This window comes from Pseudomonas sp. W2I6 (assembly GCF_030815935.1).
Taxonomy (GTDB): Bacteria; Pseudomonadota; Gammaproteobacteria; order Pseudomonadales; family Pseudomonadaceae; genus Aquipseudomonas.
In genome coordinates, this window is the sequence record NZ_JAUSXJ010000001.1 from 2,357,181 (window position 1) to 2,371,097 (window position 13,917).

Here is a 13,917-nt window from a genome sequence, read left to right on the forward strand (position 1 = left end):
GCCTTATGGAAATACCGATCAAAGTGTGGCGAGGGAGCTTGCTCCCGCTGGGGTGCGAAGCGCCCCCAAAGCCAGACACCGCGACTTACCTGAAAAACCGCGCTGTCTGGATGGGGGCTGCTGCGCAGCCCAGCGGGAGCAAGCTCCCTCGCCACGGGTTGGGCGCCGCCCATAAGCGCGGCGCCGACGGCTATTGCGCCGGGTTAGCCTTCATTTTTTCCGCAATCTTCTTGTCCACGGCTTCGCGGATCTGGTCGATGCTGAAGCTGGCCGGTTTCTGGCTCGGCGGGTACTCGATGAACGTCTCGAGGAACTTCGCCGATTTGGTCACCGCCACCGCACCCAGGTAGATGTTTTTGGTGCTCCAGTCGTAATACTGGTCAGACACCACATCCGCGCGCTCATACGGGTCCATCCTCAGGTTGAAGATTTTCGGCACCCGCAGTTGCACGAACGGCTCGCTCCACACCCGGAAACCGCCCGGCTGGCGCTGTTCGGCAAACACCACCTTCCAGTTGTCGAACCGCACTGCCACCAGTGCACCGTCATCGTTGAAATAGAAGAACTCGTTACGCGCGCCTTTGGGTTGCTGGCCGGTCAGGTAGGGCAGTTGGTTGTAGCCGTCCAGGTGCACCTTGAAGTTGGTACCGCCCGCCGTCGGAGCCCAGCCCTTGAGCAGTTTGTCCTTGACGTCCGCATCGCCTGCGGCGGCCAGCAGGGTAGGGAACCAGTCCATGCCCGAGACCATTTCGTTGGAAACTTCACCAGGCTTGATCTTGCCCGGCCAGCGGATGATCGCCGGCACCCGGTAGGCGCCTTCCCAGTTGGAGTCTTTCTCGTTGCGGAACGGCGTGGTTGCCGCATCCGGCCACGAGAACTGGTTCGGCCCGTTGTCGGTGGTGTAGACCACAATGGTGTTGTCGGCGATCTTCAGGTCGTCGAGTGTTTGCAGGAGTTTGCCCACATCGCCGTCATGCTCCAGCATGCCGTCGGCGTACTCGTTGCCGGGCATGCCGCTCTGGCCCTTCATCGAGTCACGCACGTGGGTGAACACGTGCATGCGCGTGGTGTTCATCCACACGAAGAACGGCTTGTTGGCTTCGGCCTGTTTCTTGATGAACGCCTGGGCGGCGGCCGTGGTTTCGTCGTCGATGGTCTCCATGCGTTTGGTGGTCAGGGCGCCGGTGTCTTCGATCTTGCCGTCGGCAAAACTGTGGATCACCCCGCGCGGGGTGTTGGCCTTGACGAAGTCGGCATCGTCCTTGGGCCAGTACGGGCGCTCTGGCTCTTCTTCGGCGTTGAGGTGGTACAGGTTGCCGAAGAACTCATCGAAACCGTGGTTGGTGGGCAGGTATTCATCCCGGTCGCCCAAGTGGTTCTTGCCGAATTGCCCGGTGGAGTAGCCCAGCCCCTTGAGCGCCTGGGCAATGGTGATATCGCGTTTTTGCAGGCCCACCGGCGCACCGGGAATGCCCACCTTGGACAAGCCAGTGCGCAACGGCGTCTGGCCTGTGATAAAGGATGAGCGCCCGGCGGTGCAGCTGTTCTCCGCGTAGTAGTCGGTGAACAGCATGCCTTCCTTGGCGATGCGGTCGATATTCGGGGTTTTGTAACCCACTACGCCCATGGAATAGGCGCTGATGTTGGTTTGCCCAATGTCATCGCCGAATATCACCAGGATATTCGGCTTGTCGGCGGCCCAGGCTGATGCCGAGACCCCCATCACCGATACCGCCACCAGGGCGAGTTTCGGCAGCCACTTGCGTAGGCGAGTCATATGACTTGCTCCTTTCTCGGCTTGAGTCGCATTGCCTGCGACCAACGTTTATTACAGTCCTTCGCGACGTCTTTTCTTATTGCACCTGCTGTTGCACAGCCGGCTCGAACGGGTAGATGCGCTTCCACTCGGTTGCCATGTCCACCACGGTCCAGCCTTTTGTCCTGGCTTCATCCAGCGCCTTGTCCAGGCGCCCGACGTGAGAGTTGCGGTCATAGGCCCACTCGCGCGTGGCGTCGGTGTGGTGCACCAGGCCCATGAAGCGTTTGCCCTGGCCGGCGGCTGTCCACTGGAGCATTTGCAGGTCGCCGTCGGAGTTGCCGAAGGCCAGGATCGGCCGGCGGCCAATGATCGAGTCGATGCTTTCCGGCTTGCCCGGGCCGTCATCGTTGTGGGCGAGCTTGGCGGTGCGCAGGACCTGCGGGGCGCCATCCTTGATCTGGAACGCGGTGACGAAGTTGGAGCCGATCACCTGTTCCGGCGGCACGCCGTAGACCACTTCGGCGAAGGCACGCATGAAGGCAGTATCCCCGCCGGAAACGATGTAGGTCTTGAATTGCTGGCTGCGCAGGTAGTCGAGCATCTCCAGCATCGGCTGGTAGATCATCTCGGTGTAGGGTTTGCCGGTTTTCGGGTGACGGGCCTGGGCGAGCCAGGTCTTGGCGTTGTCGATAAAGGCGTCGGTGGTGATCCCGGTATGGGTCGCGCCGATGATTTTCAGCAGGCCTTCCATGCCGCTTTGGGCCAGGGCCTGGTGATCGTTGTCGAGCACGGCCTTGAATGGCTGGGTGGTTTTCCACTCGGGATGCCGGGGGGCCAGGCGCTTGATTTCGTCGAAGGCAAACAGTACTTCGAAGTAGGCCGGCTGTTCGGTCCACAGGGTGCCGTCGTTATCGAATACGGCGATGCGTTCGGCGGGTTTTACATAGTCCATGGAGCCTTCGGTGGTCACGGCCTGGACGAATTCGATGATGTGTTGTTTGTTCGCGCCTTCGCTCCACGAGGGCAGCGGATCGGCCGCCAGCGCAGGCAGGCTTATCAGCAGCAGAAGGGGCAAGACGCAACGCAGGGACGTCATGGGAAATCCTTTTCGCGACGGGGGTTCAGTGGTAGCAAGCGTAGTCGACGAAAGCGCCAGCGCAACGCCTCGCAGCCACGTCGCCACAGGGGTGGGACTCGTGGCCATAGGCCATGCACGAGGTACGCGGCCAGTACCAGCACCACCAAGGCAGCGCTCCAGGCCATGCCGTGCCGTGACAGTTGCCAGCTGTGCTGGCCGAGTTGCTTGAGGTCCTCGGCGATGGAAAACGTCGGGGTGTAGGCACTTGCGGCTTGCGCCTCGATGCTGATCTCGGGCACCCGCGTGAGTTGCAGGCGATGGTTGCGGCTGTCCCACCATTTCACGCTGATCGCCGGCAGTTCGTAGTGACCGGGCTGTTCGACGCGGTACACCTGCCGGTCGATGCGTTGGCCGCCGGTGATGTTGCCGCGGCCATCATCCAGGTTGCCGATGACCGGCGACTGCGGGTAGCGACGCAAGCCTTTTACCTGGGCCTGGTCAGGTGGCGGCAGTGACAGGCCGGGGGTGTTGTCGGCTTGCAGGGTGAGGGTGCGGGTGAGGGTGTCGCCGACCTTGAGCGGTGTAGTGGTGACCGCCTGGGTCAGGCGCAAACCATCGGCCACCAGCACAGTTTCCCCGGGTTCGAACCCCGGCGGCTGGGTCGCCTGGAATGACAGCGCCGCCGTTTGCGCATTCAACGGTGCGCTGGCCTGGCCGGGCTGGGCCTGCACCGTCAGGGCCGGGATGTTGAACGTCTGGGCCACGGACGGGGTGATGCGATAGCGGTAGCGCATGCCGTAGAAGGTCTTGCCCTCGATCACCTGGTTGACGTGTTCGGATTCACTGTCCGGCGCCTGCACCCGCGCGCCGGGCAACTGCAGCAGCGGCAGGCTGGCGGCGGCGGTGAACCAGGTGTCGGTCAATACATCGACCTGCAATTGCACTTGTTCGCCCACCACCACGTTGTTGCCAGGCACCAGTTGCGCCTGCACCTTCAATTGCGGTTCGGCCGCCCACAACGGGCCAGCGATCAGCAGCAACAGCCAGCAGAGCCGGTTCATGGCTGGGCTCCCTGGTCCTGCAGGCTGAACTTGCGCCGCAGGAAGTTCGCCGGGGAAGTTGTCAGGTTCTGCAGCCACAGCGCGTCGTTGCTCGCCTGTTCGGTCTGGATAGTCTTGCTCTTGCCCTTGCCGGCGGCCTTGTCGAACTTGACCGCATCAGGCTTGACCTCGGGGGCGTTGTCCGAGGCGTTCTCGGTGTCTTTCTTCAGGGCCAACGCCAGCGCCAGGTTGGCGCTGGCTTCGGGGAACTGCGGTTGCTGCTGCAAGGCTTGCTGGTAGGCGGTGATCGCGTCGTCGAACTTGAAGCGGCGCACGTGGATATTGCCCCGGTAGAACGCGGCCTGTGCGGTGTCGAGTTGGGCGAAGGTCGCCAGGGCCAGGTCGTAGTCGGCGGCATTGTAGGCGGCGACGCCCTTCCAGTAGGGGTCGACAAACAGCGCGGCAGCGGCGGGGTAGTGATGGTGTTCGAAGGCCCAGCGGCCTTGCTGGTCGCGGGTGAAGAACGCGTCGGTCAGGGCATTGGCCTCGGCGGGCGCAGGTTGCAGGAACGCCCCCAGCACCAGCACCGCCAGCCAGTTCAGGCTCCAGCCCCGGCGCACGCTGAACAACGCCAACAGCAGCAGCGGCCAGCACAGCCAGTAGCCGGCATCTTTCCATTGCAGGTTGCGCTGTTGTTCATCGGCGTTCTGGAAGTGCTGCTGGGCATGCAGTTCTACCCAGTCGAGGTCGTCATCGTTGAGGGTCAGGCTGCCCAGCGGCGCGTCGGTGGCCGCGGCCAGTTGCTTCAAGGCGTCGGCATCGAAGTTCACGCCGACCGCCAATACCAGCACCTGCAACGGGCTGTCCGCGAGGTGTTGTTTGAGCTGCGGCAGCTGCGCGAGGTCGGCGCCGTCGGTGATCAGCAACAGGCTGCCGGGGGCGTTTTCCGCCGCGAGCAAACGCTTGGACTGGTCGATCACTCCGGCCACATCCCGTCCGGGCTTGCTGATCAGGTCGGTGGCCAGGGCCTGGATAAAGCTGTCGAGCAATGCCGGGTCGTCCGTCGGCGGCAATACCAGATGCGCGCTTCCGGCATACACCATTAACGCAGTACGCGCGCCCTGGCGGCGCTGCACCAGGTCCTGCAACTTGTGCTGGGCAGCTTGCAGCCGGGTAGGCGGCACGTCGGCGGTGTCCATCGACGGTGACAGGTCCAGGGCGATGATCAGCGGCGCGCGGTTTTCCAGGAAGTCGGGGCGGTCCTGTTCCCAGGTGGGGCCGGCACTGGCCAGTGCGCCGAAAATCAGCAGCGCGCTGACCAGATGCACCGGCCGCAGGCGATGGCGATCAGTCGGCGTCAACAGCAAATGTGGCAACAGGTGCGGCGCGATATTGCCCCGCAAGCGTCGTTGCAGGTCCTTGCTGCGGCGCCACAGCAGCGGCAGCAACAGGCCGAGCAACGCCAGCAGCAGCCAGCCCGGGCGCAGGAAGTGGAGGTCACTGAGGTTGAACGCCATCGCGGACCTCCCGATGGCGCAGTCCCAGATGCGGCCACAAAGCGGCGATCAGGTGATACAGCGCCAGCACGGCGATGGCTGCCGCGAGTGGGATCCAGAACAGATCACGCTTGGGCTGGTGGCTCAGGGTGTTCACCTGATGCGGGGTGATCTGGTCGAGGGTGGCGTAGACCTGGTCCAGGGTGTCGCGGTTTTCGGCGCGCAAATAGCGCCCGCCGGTGGCCTCGGCAATCTGTTGCAGGGCGCTCATGTTGACCTTGGATTCGCCCGAGGCGCCCGGGTCGCCAATGCCGATGGTGTGAATCACCACGCCCTTGGCCGCCGCCATCGAGGCCGCGTGATCGGGCGGGATCGCGCTGCTGGTGTCGTTGCCGTCGGTGAGCAGGATCAGCACCTTCTCTTGCTCATGGGCCTGGTCCAGCAGTTTCAGGCTCAGGCCGATGGCATCGCCAATCGCGGTATTGGGCCCGGCCATGCCGATGCCGCTGTCATCCAGCAGCAGCGACAGGCTGGCGTGATCGAGGGTCAACGGCGCCTGGGGATAGGCACCGCTGCCAAACAGGATCAGGCCGATACGGTCGTCCTTGCGGCGCTGGATAAAGCCCTGCACCACCTGTTTGACGGCGGCCAGGCGGTTGATCTTCTGGCCATTGGCGTCGGTGAAGTCCTGGGTCTCCATGGACTGCGAGATGTCGATGGCCAGCATCAGGTCACGCACCGGCTGTTGGCGTTCGATGGGTTTTTCGATCCACACCGGGCGGGCAATGGCCAACACCAGCAGCGCCCACACCAGCAGGTTGAGCAGCAATTGCAGGCGATTGCTGCGGATGCCGCTGGCGGCGGGCGTCTGGCCCACGGCCCGGCTGAGGCTGGCAAAAAACGGCACGCGCACGGCGCTGCGGGCTTCGCGGTATTCCGGCAGGTAACGGTAGGCCAGCCACGGCAACGGCAGCAGGAGCAACAGCCAGGGGTAATCAAGCTGCCACATGGTGATGCTCCACCCAGGCTTTGCACCGGGCCAACAACTGTTCACGTTGCGCGCTGGACATATCGGCTGCCCCATACGCCAGGCTCGCCAGTTGAAGGCTGAAATCCTCCGGCAGCGGCGTACCGCCATGGCGCAGCAGGAACGCCTGCCAGTCGGCCCCGCTCAAGGTTGGCACGCGCTGGTGTTCTTCGGGCGCAAGGGGCATCGACAGGGCCACGCGCTTGAGCAGTTCCGGCAATTCGCGCAGGTCTTCGATCACGTTGAGGCGCGCCAGGGCTTCGCGGCGATAGGTATTGCGGCGCCAGCGCAACCAGGCGCGGACGCCCAGCACCAGCAGGGCAATCGCCAGCAAACCGAGCAGCACCCACCAGCCCCACGTCTGCGGCCAGTAGCTGACCGGCGCCGGCAGGCCCAGCTCCTTGAGTTGTTCGATGCTCGGCACATTGGCGTTCATCGCCGCGCTCCATTGCGCCGGCCCAGCTCATCGCGCAGTTGGTCAACTGCAGGCAGCGCCGTGCTGATCATCAACAGCGGCACCTGGCTGCGGCGCAGCAGGCTGGCGACGTCCCTTAGGCGCCCGCCAAGAAAGTCCCCCAGGGGTTGGCGCACCTGGCGTTTCTGTACGGCGAGTTCCACCTGCAACTGGCCCTGGGTGACCATCAGGTGACCGCTATCCGGCACGTTCAACGCCAGCGGGTCATAGACTTGCAGGGCGATCACATCGTTGTGGGCCGACAGCTGCCGCATCAATTGCAGAGTGCGGTCACCGGCCCCGGCGAAGTCGCTGACGATGCAGATCAGGTGGTCATGCCCGGCCAGCGCCAGGCACCGTTGCAGCACCTTGTCGAGCTGGCCGTCGGCTTCATGGTCCGGGTTGCCGGCGCTCAACGCGGCGTTCTGCTGGACGATGCGGCTGCACAAGGCTTCGACGCGCTTGCGGCTGCGCAACGGCGCCACACTGTCGATGTGCTCATCGTTGAACACCAGCCCGCCCACCCGGTCACCGGCGTTGAACACCATCCATGCCGCCAGCGCGCCCAATTCGGCGGCGACGGCCGATTTGAAGCTGCGCACCGAACCGAAGAACATCGACATGCGCTGGTCGACCACGATGAGCGCTGGGCGGTCGCGCTCCTCGGTAAAGGTGCGGATCACCGGTTTGCCGGTACGCAGGGAGGCGCGCCAGTCCAGGTGACGCAGATCATCGCCGGGCTGGTAGCGACGCAGTTCATCGAAGTTCAAGCCGCGCCCGCGCAGCCGCGAGGCATGGTTGCCGGCGAGGATGCTGCCCTGGGGCTGGCGCGCGACGAAACTCAGGCCACGGGTCTGGAACTGCAGGGCCATCAACTGCCCCAGGGACACGTAGACCAGGCCGTCGGCGTTCATGCCGGGATCGCCACTTTATCCAGCAGGCGCTCCAGCACCTGGTCGGCCGTGACGCCATCGGCCACCGCGTCGTAGCTCAATTGCAGGCGGTGACGCAGCACCGGGTGCGCCACCGTGCGCACGTTGTCCGGGGTGACGAAGGCCTGGCCGTGCAGCCAGGCGTCGGCACGGGCAGCGCGGTCCAGGCCAATGCCGCCACGGGGGCTGGCGCCGAGGCTGATCCAGCGCGCCAGGTCGGCGTCGTAGTCGGCGGGATGGCGGGTGGCGTTGACCAGGTCGATCAAGTAGCGGTCGATGGCGGGGGACACCTGGATCGCGCTGACCTCCTTGCGGGCAGCGAAGATCACTTCGGGGGCGAGGATGAAGCCCCGGGTCGCCGCTGTGGCGGGATGCTGTTCTTCTTCACGCAGCAGGCGCAGCACCTGGCTTTCGTTGTCGGCGCTGGGGTAATCCAGCAGGACTTTCATCAGGAACCGGTCCATCTGCGCTTCCGGCAATGGGTAGGTGCCTTCCTGTTCGATGGGGTTTTGGGTGGCGACCACGATAAACAGCTCGGGCAGCGGATGGCTGGCGCCGGCTACGGTGATCTGGCGTTCTTCCATGGCTTCGAGCAAGGCCGCCTGGACCTTGGCTGGGGCGCGGTTGATTTCATCGGCGAGGATCAGGTTGCCGAACAACGGGCCTGGCTGGAAACGGATCTGGTTCTGGCCATCCACCTGGTGCAGCACCTCGGCGCCGGTGATGTCCGAGGGCAGCAGGTCGGGGGTGAACTGGATGCGACTCATCTTCGCATCCAGGTGCCGGGCCAGGGCCTTGACCGTGCGGGTCTTGGCCAGCCCCGGCAGGCTCTCCAGCAGCAAGTGACCATTGGCCAGCAGACCGATGAGGATCTGCCGGATGACCTGGTCCTGACCCAGCACGCTTTCGCCGATGCTGGCTTGCAGGGCGGTTAAATCGTTGAGCGTCGTCATCACAATCATCCTTGAAACGATGGGTCACCAGGGCGCGGCGACCACGATGTACTGCACGGAGCTGCCGACGTATTGCGGCTGGTACCACGTGGGCCCGCAGTGCTGGTAGGCCACGCCATTGGCGACCACCGAGACGCAATCCACCGGCACCGTGGTGACGCGCGTACCGATGGCGAGGAGGGTCGCCGTGGTCGCGCCGACCACCGCGGCGGTGGCCCATGGGTGGTACCAGTCATCGCCATGAGGGGGCGGCGGTGGGGGCGGAGGAGGCGGTGGCATCGGGTAAGGATGTGGCCCCGGTTGTGGCCCGGGCCCCGGATGCGGCCCCGGCTCAGGATGAGGTCCTGGTTGTGGATGGGGTTGCGGATGGGGCTCCGGGTGCGGTGGCATCGGCCGTGGTACAGGCATCGGGCGCGGCGCCGGCATGGGCGGGCGATAACCGCCACCGCCGCCATGGGGCACCACAAACGTGCGTGCGCCACCACCGCCGCGCAGTTGCCAGGCCTGGGCCGCCAGCGGATCGAACAGCGTCAGCAGCAAAGTCGCGGTCAGCACCGCCGCCATGCTTTTCATGGCTGTTCTCCCTGAGGCTCCAACTGTTGCAGGGGCACCGCGCGGGCGCCGGCCGGCGGGGTGAACTCAAAGTCGGCAGGCTTGGGCGGGCTGTTGAGCTGCCACAGGTAGTTGACGCTGTGCCGAGGGTGTTCGGCGGTGTCGCGGCGGCTGATCACCAATCGGCAGGGCAGCGGTTGCGCGCCCTGGCGAATCCACAATTGCCAGTCGATGTCCGGCTGGCGATAGGCGTAGTGGGTGCAGGTCTGGCCGTCGATGGTTTCACTGCCGATCAGTACGGCGTTGCTGATGCCCACCTCCTTGGCGGTGCCGGGATGCCAGCGGAACAGGTCGGCCAGGGGCAGCTCGATGCCATAACGTTCACTCAGCTGGTCGAGCAACCCGCCGATATTCGCCGGTGCCGCCTGGTTGGCGAAGTAACCGCTGCGGCTGTCGTACAGGGTGAAGCGCTGGCCGTTGTAGAACAGGCTGCGGCGCTCACCGTCGCTTTCCACCGAGACTTGCAGCTTGTCCGGCTGCATCGCTGCAAGGCGGGTCTGGTGGCTGAACTCGATGGTCTGGCCGTTCTCCAGCACCTGGTCGGTGTGGCTGTGGGCGTCGATGCGAAACTGCTGCAGGCTGCGCAGGTAGCCACCCATCTGCTCCAGGGCGGTGAGGGCCTTGGGTTCCAGCTCGTCGGCCAAAACGGTGTGAGGGGTGAGCAGCAAGCCTGCCAGCAATAGACGCGCGAGATGAATACGGGACATGGCGCACTCCGTTCATTCCGTGAAGGTGGCTCTCACCAGACGTACTGCAGGCGGAAGGTCCAGGTGTTCACATCGGGTGAACCGGTGCGCTCGGAGACCGTGTCGTTATAGGCGATCAGGCCGCCAAACTGGGGTGACAACATAAAACCCAGGCTGGCGCCCAGCAGGCCGTTTTCCTGTTTGTTGTCTTGCCAGTCGCCGTCGATCCTGCTTTCGCCGCCGCGGTTGTAGGTGGCGTCCAGCGACACCCAGAGTGCGCGGTTGATGGTGTAGCTGTAGTGACCCTCGATGGCATACAGCGGCTTTTGTTCCAGCTTGCTGTCGCCGTGGTAATCCTTGTTGTCGCCAAACAGCGACACGTAGGTGTTGATTTCCAGCCAGGTCGGGCCAATCGGGGTGCCGAAGCCCAGTTCGGGCTTGAACACCCAGCGGTTGGAGCCGATGTTGATGATGCGGTCTTTATCGTAGTCGCCGGTGGGCATGGTCATCCACAGCGCACCGGTGAGGAACGTCTCGGGCTTCCAACTGGCGAACTCCTCGGCGGTCAGTGCCGGGCCACCGAAGATGTTATGGGCGAACACAATCTGCGTGTCGCCCATGCCACCGTTGCGCTTGGTCCCACTGAAAAACTGGGCGTTGTCGAACGACGCCGAAACGTCGGCGTACGGCTGGATAAACTGGATGGCGCTGTTGCGCCCGTCGATGCCGAATGAACGGGCGTAGCGGAACAGGTAGAGGTCGGCGTTCAACGACAGGCCGTTGATGGGCAATGTCGTGTCGATCGGGGTGTTGGTGTCGACCCGGTTGTAGTAGCCGAACACCATGTTCAGATCCGTCGGGGTGTTCTGCCAATCCCTGGCATTGTCGGCAAACCCTATCCCTGGCATCAGTGCCAGCGTGGCGGCGGTAAACGCACTCAATTGACTACGTGAAACCATGGCTCTACTCCTTGTAAATGCCTGATGTCAGGGTGCAACGGTACTACGTGACCAGGCGCTATTTGATCGGTGTGAGCGGTGGCAGCTTCCATTGGCCGTTACCCACTTCAGGCTTGGGCAGGTAAATGCGCAATACCGCGTAGAACGGGCCGGGCGGTGCTGGCAGCCAGTTGCTTTGTTCGGCTTTCGGTGGCTCGTGGTGGGCCACCAGCAGCGTCAGGCCGCCATCGGCATCGAGCTTGAAGTTGGGCAGCATCCGCGAGTTGAGCAGGTAGCGTTTCTTCAGGTTCGGCACCAGCAGCTTGGTCTTGGCGTCGTACATGGTCAGCGACCAGAACGCATCGGAGGGTGGCAACTGGCCCTTGTCGAAATGCAGGGTGTAGCTGTGGCGTGCGCCGTTGGCCGGTTTGCCCTCACTGTCGACGAAGTAGCTCAGGTAGGCGGCTTCGTCGGTGGAGTTGCCGAAGATGCCCATGTTGGCGCCGGCGTAGCGGTACAGGTAATTGTTCTGCAGGTGATCGCGGCTGCCGAACAGGTCACCGCTGGTAACCTGGTGCGTATCGACCTTGTCTTTTTTGAACGCCGCAAACTCGGCCTTGCCGTCGGCTATGCCGTCTTCCAGGGCCTTGCGTTGCTCGACGGTGAGGGCCTTGAGGTCAAACGGCTTGCCGGCTTCGACGCCGATCCTGGCAAAACGCGCCAGCACGTCTTTCTCGCTGTCCTGAGGCGCCGCATAGCCCAGCATGAAGTTCAGGTAGCGGAACAGGTGCACGCTGTCGCTCATGTTCGGGGTGGGCTTGGGCCAGGCGATTTTCGGCGGCTTGGTCGGTTTCGGCTGGTTCACATAGTTGCTGAGGGTCTGGACCTTGTAGCCGCCCTGGATCTGCTTGACCTTGGCCAGGTCCTTGTCATCGAACAATTGCGTGCGGTACAGCGCGTAGGCGATGTTGCTTTCGCTGTACACGACGCGGTCGATATTGGTGGGCTGCTGACCTTTCCAGCCGGGGCCGGCGATCATGTAGTGGCCACCGTTGTTGCCGGTGCTGCGGGTGCCCAGGTAGCCGAAGTTCTGAGTGTAGAGGTCGATCAACTGCACCGAGTAGTAGCGGTTGTCCTCGATCTTCGGCAGGCTCAGCACCACCGGCTCGGCGCGCAGGTCGAGCCAGACGAAGGAGTAGGGCGTGTCCGAATTCGGTGTAACGAACGCAGTGTCCTTGGGCGTGAACACCTGCGCGGTGTTGCCGATATGGTTGAACGGCGCCTTGTAGTTCGGCCCGGTCTTGTCGACGGCCTGGGTGTAGAGGGTCTTGTACATCTCCACCACGGGGAAGCCATAAAGGTAGGCTTCCTTGGCGATGGCCCTGGCTTCACTCGGCGTAGCGGTGAAATCGGCCCAGGCGCCGGTGCTCATGAGAATCGAGAGGCTCGCCAACAGCAGGCGCGTCGGTTTTCGAATCATGTTGTTGCGTCCTTACTGAATCAGTCGGATATCGTCGAGTTTCCAGCTTTTATCGAAGTAGGCTTCAGTCGGCGCGTACAGTCGGAAATAGCTGAACCAGTGTTTGCCGGGCAGAGTTTGCACCCAGTTGCTCTCGAAGTCTTTTGGCGCGTGCGGTCCGAAGTAAAGATCTATCGATCCGTCGGCATTTTTCTTCAAATCCTGGCGTGAAGACAGGTCCGCTTTACGCTGTGGGTTGTCGATCAGGCAGCGGCTGTCGATGTCATACACGGTCATCGACCAGAACTGTTTGGCCGGCGGGTTGGCGCCGACATGCAGGGTGTAGGCCTTGCCGCCGTCGAGCCATTGGCCCTTGTTGTCGGTATAGGCGCCGAGGTACGTCTGGCCCAGGCCGGGGGTCTTGGAAACCATGCCTTTGGTGTTGGTGACCGCTTCATAGAACCAGGCGCTGCGTTCCCAGAGCTGGTCATAGTAGGTAACGCGCTGGGACGGTTCGGCGATATTGAGCACGGTGTCCCACTGCCGGTCTTTCCAGTACTGGGCCTGGGGGAAGCGTTTGGCGAAGGCATTGGCCTTGGCAATCAACTCGCCCATTTGTGCGCCTTGCTCCAGGGCCTGGCGTTGGCGGTCGTTGGGGTTGAACGGCTTGTCCTTTTCGATGCCCAGGCTGGACAACATGGCCATATAGAAGCGGTCACGCTCGTTGACGGGCTCTTTCTGGATAATCCCGTGCAGCCGTTCCCAGTAGGCCATGCCGCGCGGCTGGGTGCCGGACCAGGGCTTGCCGCCGGGAGACAGTAAGCGGGTTTTCGCCGGGTTGGCGCGCTGGGCGTAGGGGTACATCCTGAATTGCTCAACCAGCGCCTTGCCCTTGGCCGGGTCGGGGTCGAGTACGCGAAAACCCACCAGCACGTTCATGGTTTCCGATTTGGCCAGGTAATACTTGCCGGCATCTGCGGGTGGCTCCTGGCCGGGTGGCAACACCAGGTACTTGCCGCCCTTGCCCAGGTCGGGGCCGGTCTGGCCCATGTCGATGATCGCCCGTTGCCAGAAGTCGCCAATCCCGCCGGCCGTGGGGCCTGGCGGCAGTTCGATCACCAGCGGGCCGGTCTCGTTGAGGTCGACGAAGCCGAGGATATACGGTGTGGTGGCGTTGGCCGTGATCACGCCGAGCTTGTCTTCGTAGGTGGTCAGTACCATCAAATCGCCGCTGCGTGCGCCAAGCTTGGTGCTGAATTCGTCCTGCCATTGGGCGTAGGACACCAGCGGCAGGGCCCAGAGAAAACTTTGGGTAGCCTGCTGGAAATCCAGCTCGCCATACAGTTTGGCGATTTCGCTGTGGGCCGGCAGTTCACCTTCCATGGTGATCGGGCCGATGCGGGTGTCCAGGGTCTGTGCCTGTACAGCGGCGGTCAGGGTTAACAGGCAGAACCCGGCACTACGAATCAGAACACGCATAAAA

General features: G+C 63.4%; 13 protein-coding genes. All 13 read right to left on the bottom strand.

Annotated features, from left to right (window positions below; all coding sequences use genetic code 11):
• Positions 1-190: 190 nt before the first annotated feature.
• On the bottom strand, positions 191-1,777 hold the full coding sequence (locus QF039_RS11210; protein WP_177042128.1) for an arylsulfatase: 1,587 nt from the start codon (positions 1,775-1,777) through the stop codon (positions 191-193).
• A 76-nt stretch (positions 1,778-1,853) separates the two neighbouring features.
• On the bottom strand, positions 1,854-2,855 hold the full coding sequence (locus QF039_RS11215) for an HAD family phosphatase (RefSeq protein WP_307518087.1): 1,002 nt from the start codon (positions 2,853-2,855) through the stop codon (positions 1,854-1,856).
• Entirely contained in the window at positions 2,852-3,898 is a 1,047-nt protein-coding gene (locus QF039_RS11220) for a BatD family protein (RefSeq protein WP_307518089.1), read from the bottom strand. The genes QF039_RS11215 and QF039_RS11220 overlap by 4 nt, the downstream gene beginning before the upstream one ends.
• Positions 3,895-5,394, bottom strand: coding sequence for a VWA domain-containing protein (locus QF039_RS11225; RefSeq protein ID WP_307518091.1), 1,500 nt, complete (start codon positions 5,392-5,394; stop codon positions 3,895-3,897). The genes QF039_RS11220 and QF039_RS11225 overlap by 4 nt, the downstream gene beginning before the upstream one ends.
• Positions 5,375-6,382: a VWA domain-containing protein gene (locus tag QF039_RS11230; protein ID WP_307518093.1), complete on the bottom strand. Its 1,008-nt coding sequence runs from the start codon at positions 6,380-6,382 to the stop codon at positions 5,375-5,377. The genes QF039_RS11225 and QF039_RS11230 overlap by 20 nt, the downstream gene beginning before the upstream one ends.
• Positions 6,369-6,836: a DUF4381 domain-containing protein gene (locus QF039_RS11235; protein WP_177042118.1), complete on the bottom strand. Its 468-nt coding sequence runs from the start codon at positions 6,834-6,836 to the stop codon at positions 6,369-6,371. The genes QF039_RS11230 and QF039_RS11235 overlap by 14 nt, the downstream gene beginning before the upstream one ends.
• Positions 6,833-7,768 carry a DUF58 domain-containing protein gene (locus tag QF039_RS11240; protein WP_177122995.1) on the bottom strand — a complete coding sequence of 312 codons (936 nt, stop codon included), beginning with the start codon at positions 7,766-7,768 and terminating at the stop codon, positions 6,833-6,835. The genes QF039_RS11235 and QF039_RS11240 overlap by 4 nt, the downstream gene beginning before the upstream one ends.
• Entirely contained in the window at positions 7,765-8,739 is a 975-nt protein-coding gene (locus tag QF039_RS11245) for a MoxR family ATPase (RefSeq protein WP_307518097.1), read from the bottom strand. Before QF039_RS11245 ends, QF039_RS11240 begins: the two co-directional genes overlap by 4 nt.
• Positions 8,740-8,763: 24 nt before the next feature.
• On the bottom strand, positions 8,764-9,312 hold the full coding sequence (locus QF039_RS11250; protein ID WP_177067781.1) for a hypothetical protein: 549 nt from the start codon (positions 9,310-9,312) through the stop codon (positions 8,764-8,766).
• Positions 9,309-10,058 carry a DUF2092 domain-containing protein gene (locus QF039_RS11255; RefSeq protein WP_177042110.1) on the bottom strand — a complete coding sequence of 250 codons (750 nt, stop codon included), beginning with the start codon at positions 10,056-10,058 and terminating at the stop codon, positions 9,309-9,311. The genes QF039_RS11250 and QF039_RS11255 overlap by 4 nt, the downstream gene beginning before the upstream one ends.
• A gap of 32 nt (positions 10,059-10,090) precedes the next feature.
• Complete coding sequence (locus tag QF039_RS11260) at positions 10,091-10,996, bottom strand: transporter (protein ID WP_177042108.1); 906 nt, start codon at positions 10,994-10,996, stop codon at positions 10,091-10,093.
• 58 nt (positions 10,997-11,054) lie between these two features.
• Positions 11,055-12,455, bottom strand: coding sequence for a DUF1254 domain-containing protein (locus tag QF039_RS11265; protein ID WP_177067779.1), 1,401 nt, complete (start codon positions 12,453-12,455; stop codon positions 11,055-11,057).
• 12 nt (positions 12,456-12,467) lie between these two features.
• Positions 12,468-13,913 (bottom strand): DUF1254 domain-containing protein, encoded by a 1,446-nt coding sequence (locus QF039_RS11270; protein ID WP_178903510.1) that lies wholly within the window; start codon positions 13,911-13,913, stop codon positions 12,468-12,470.
• Positions 13,914-13,917: the final 4 nt, after the last annotated feature.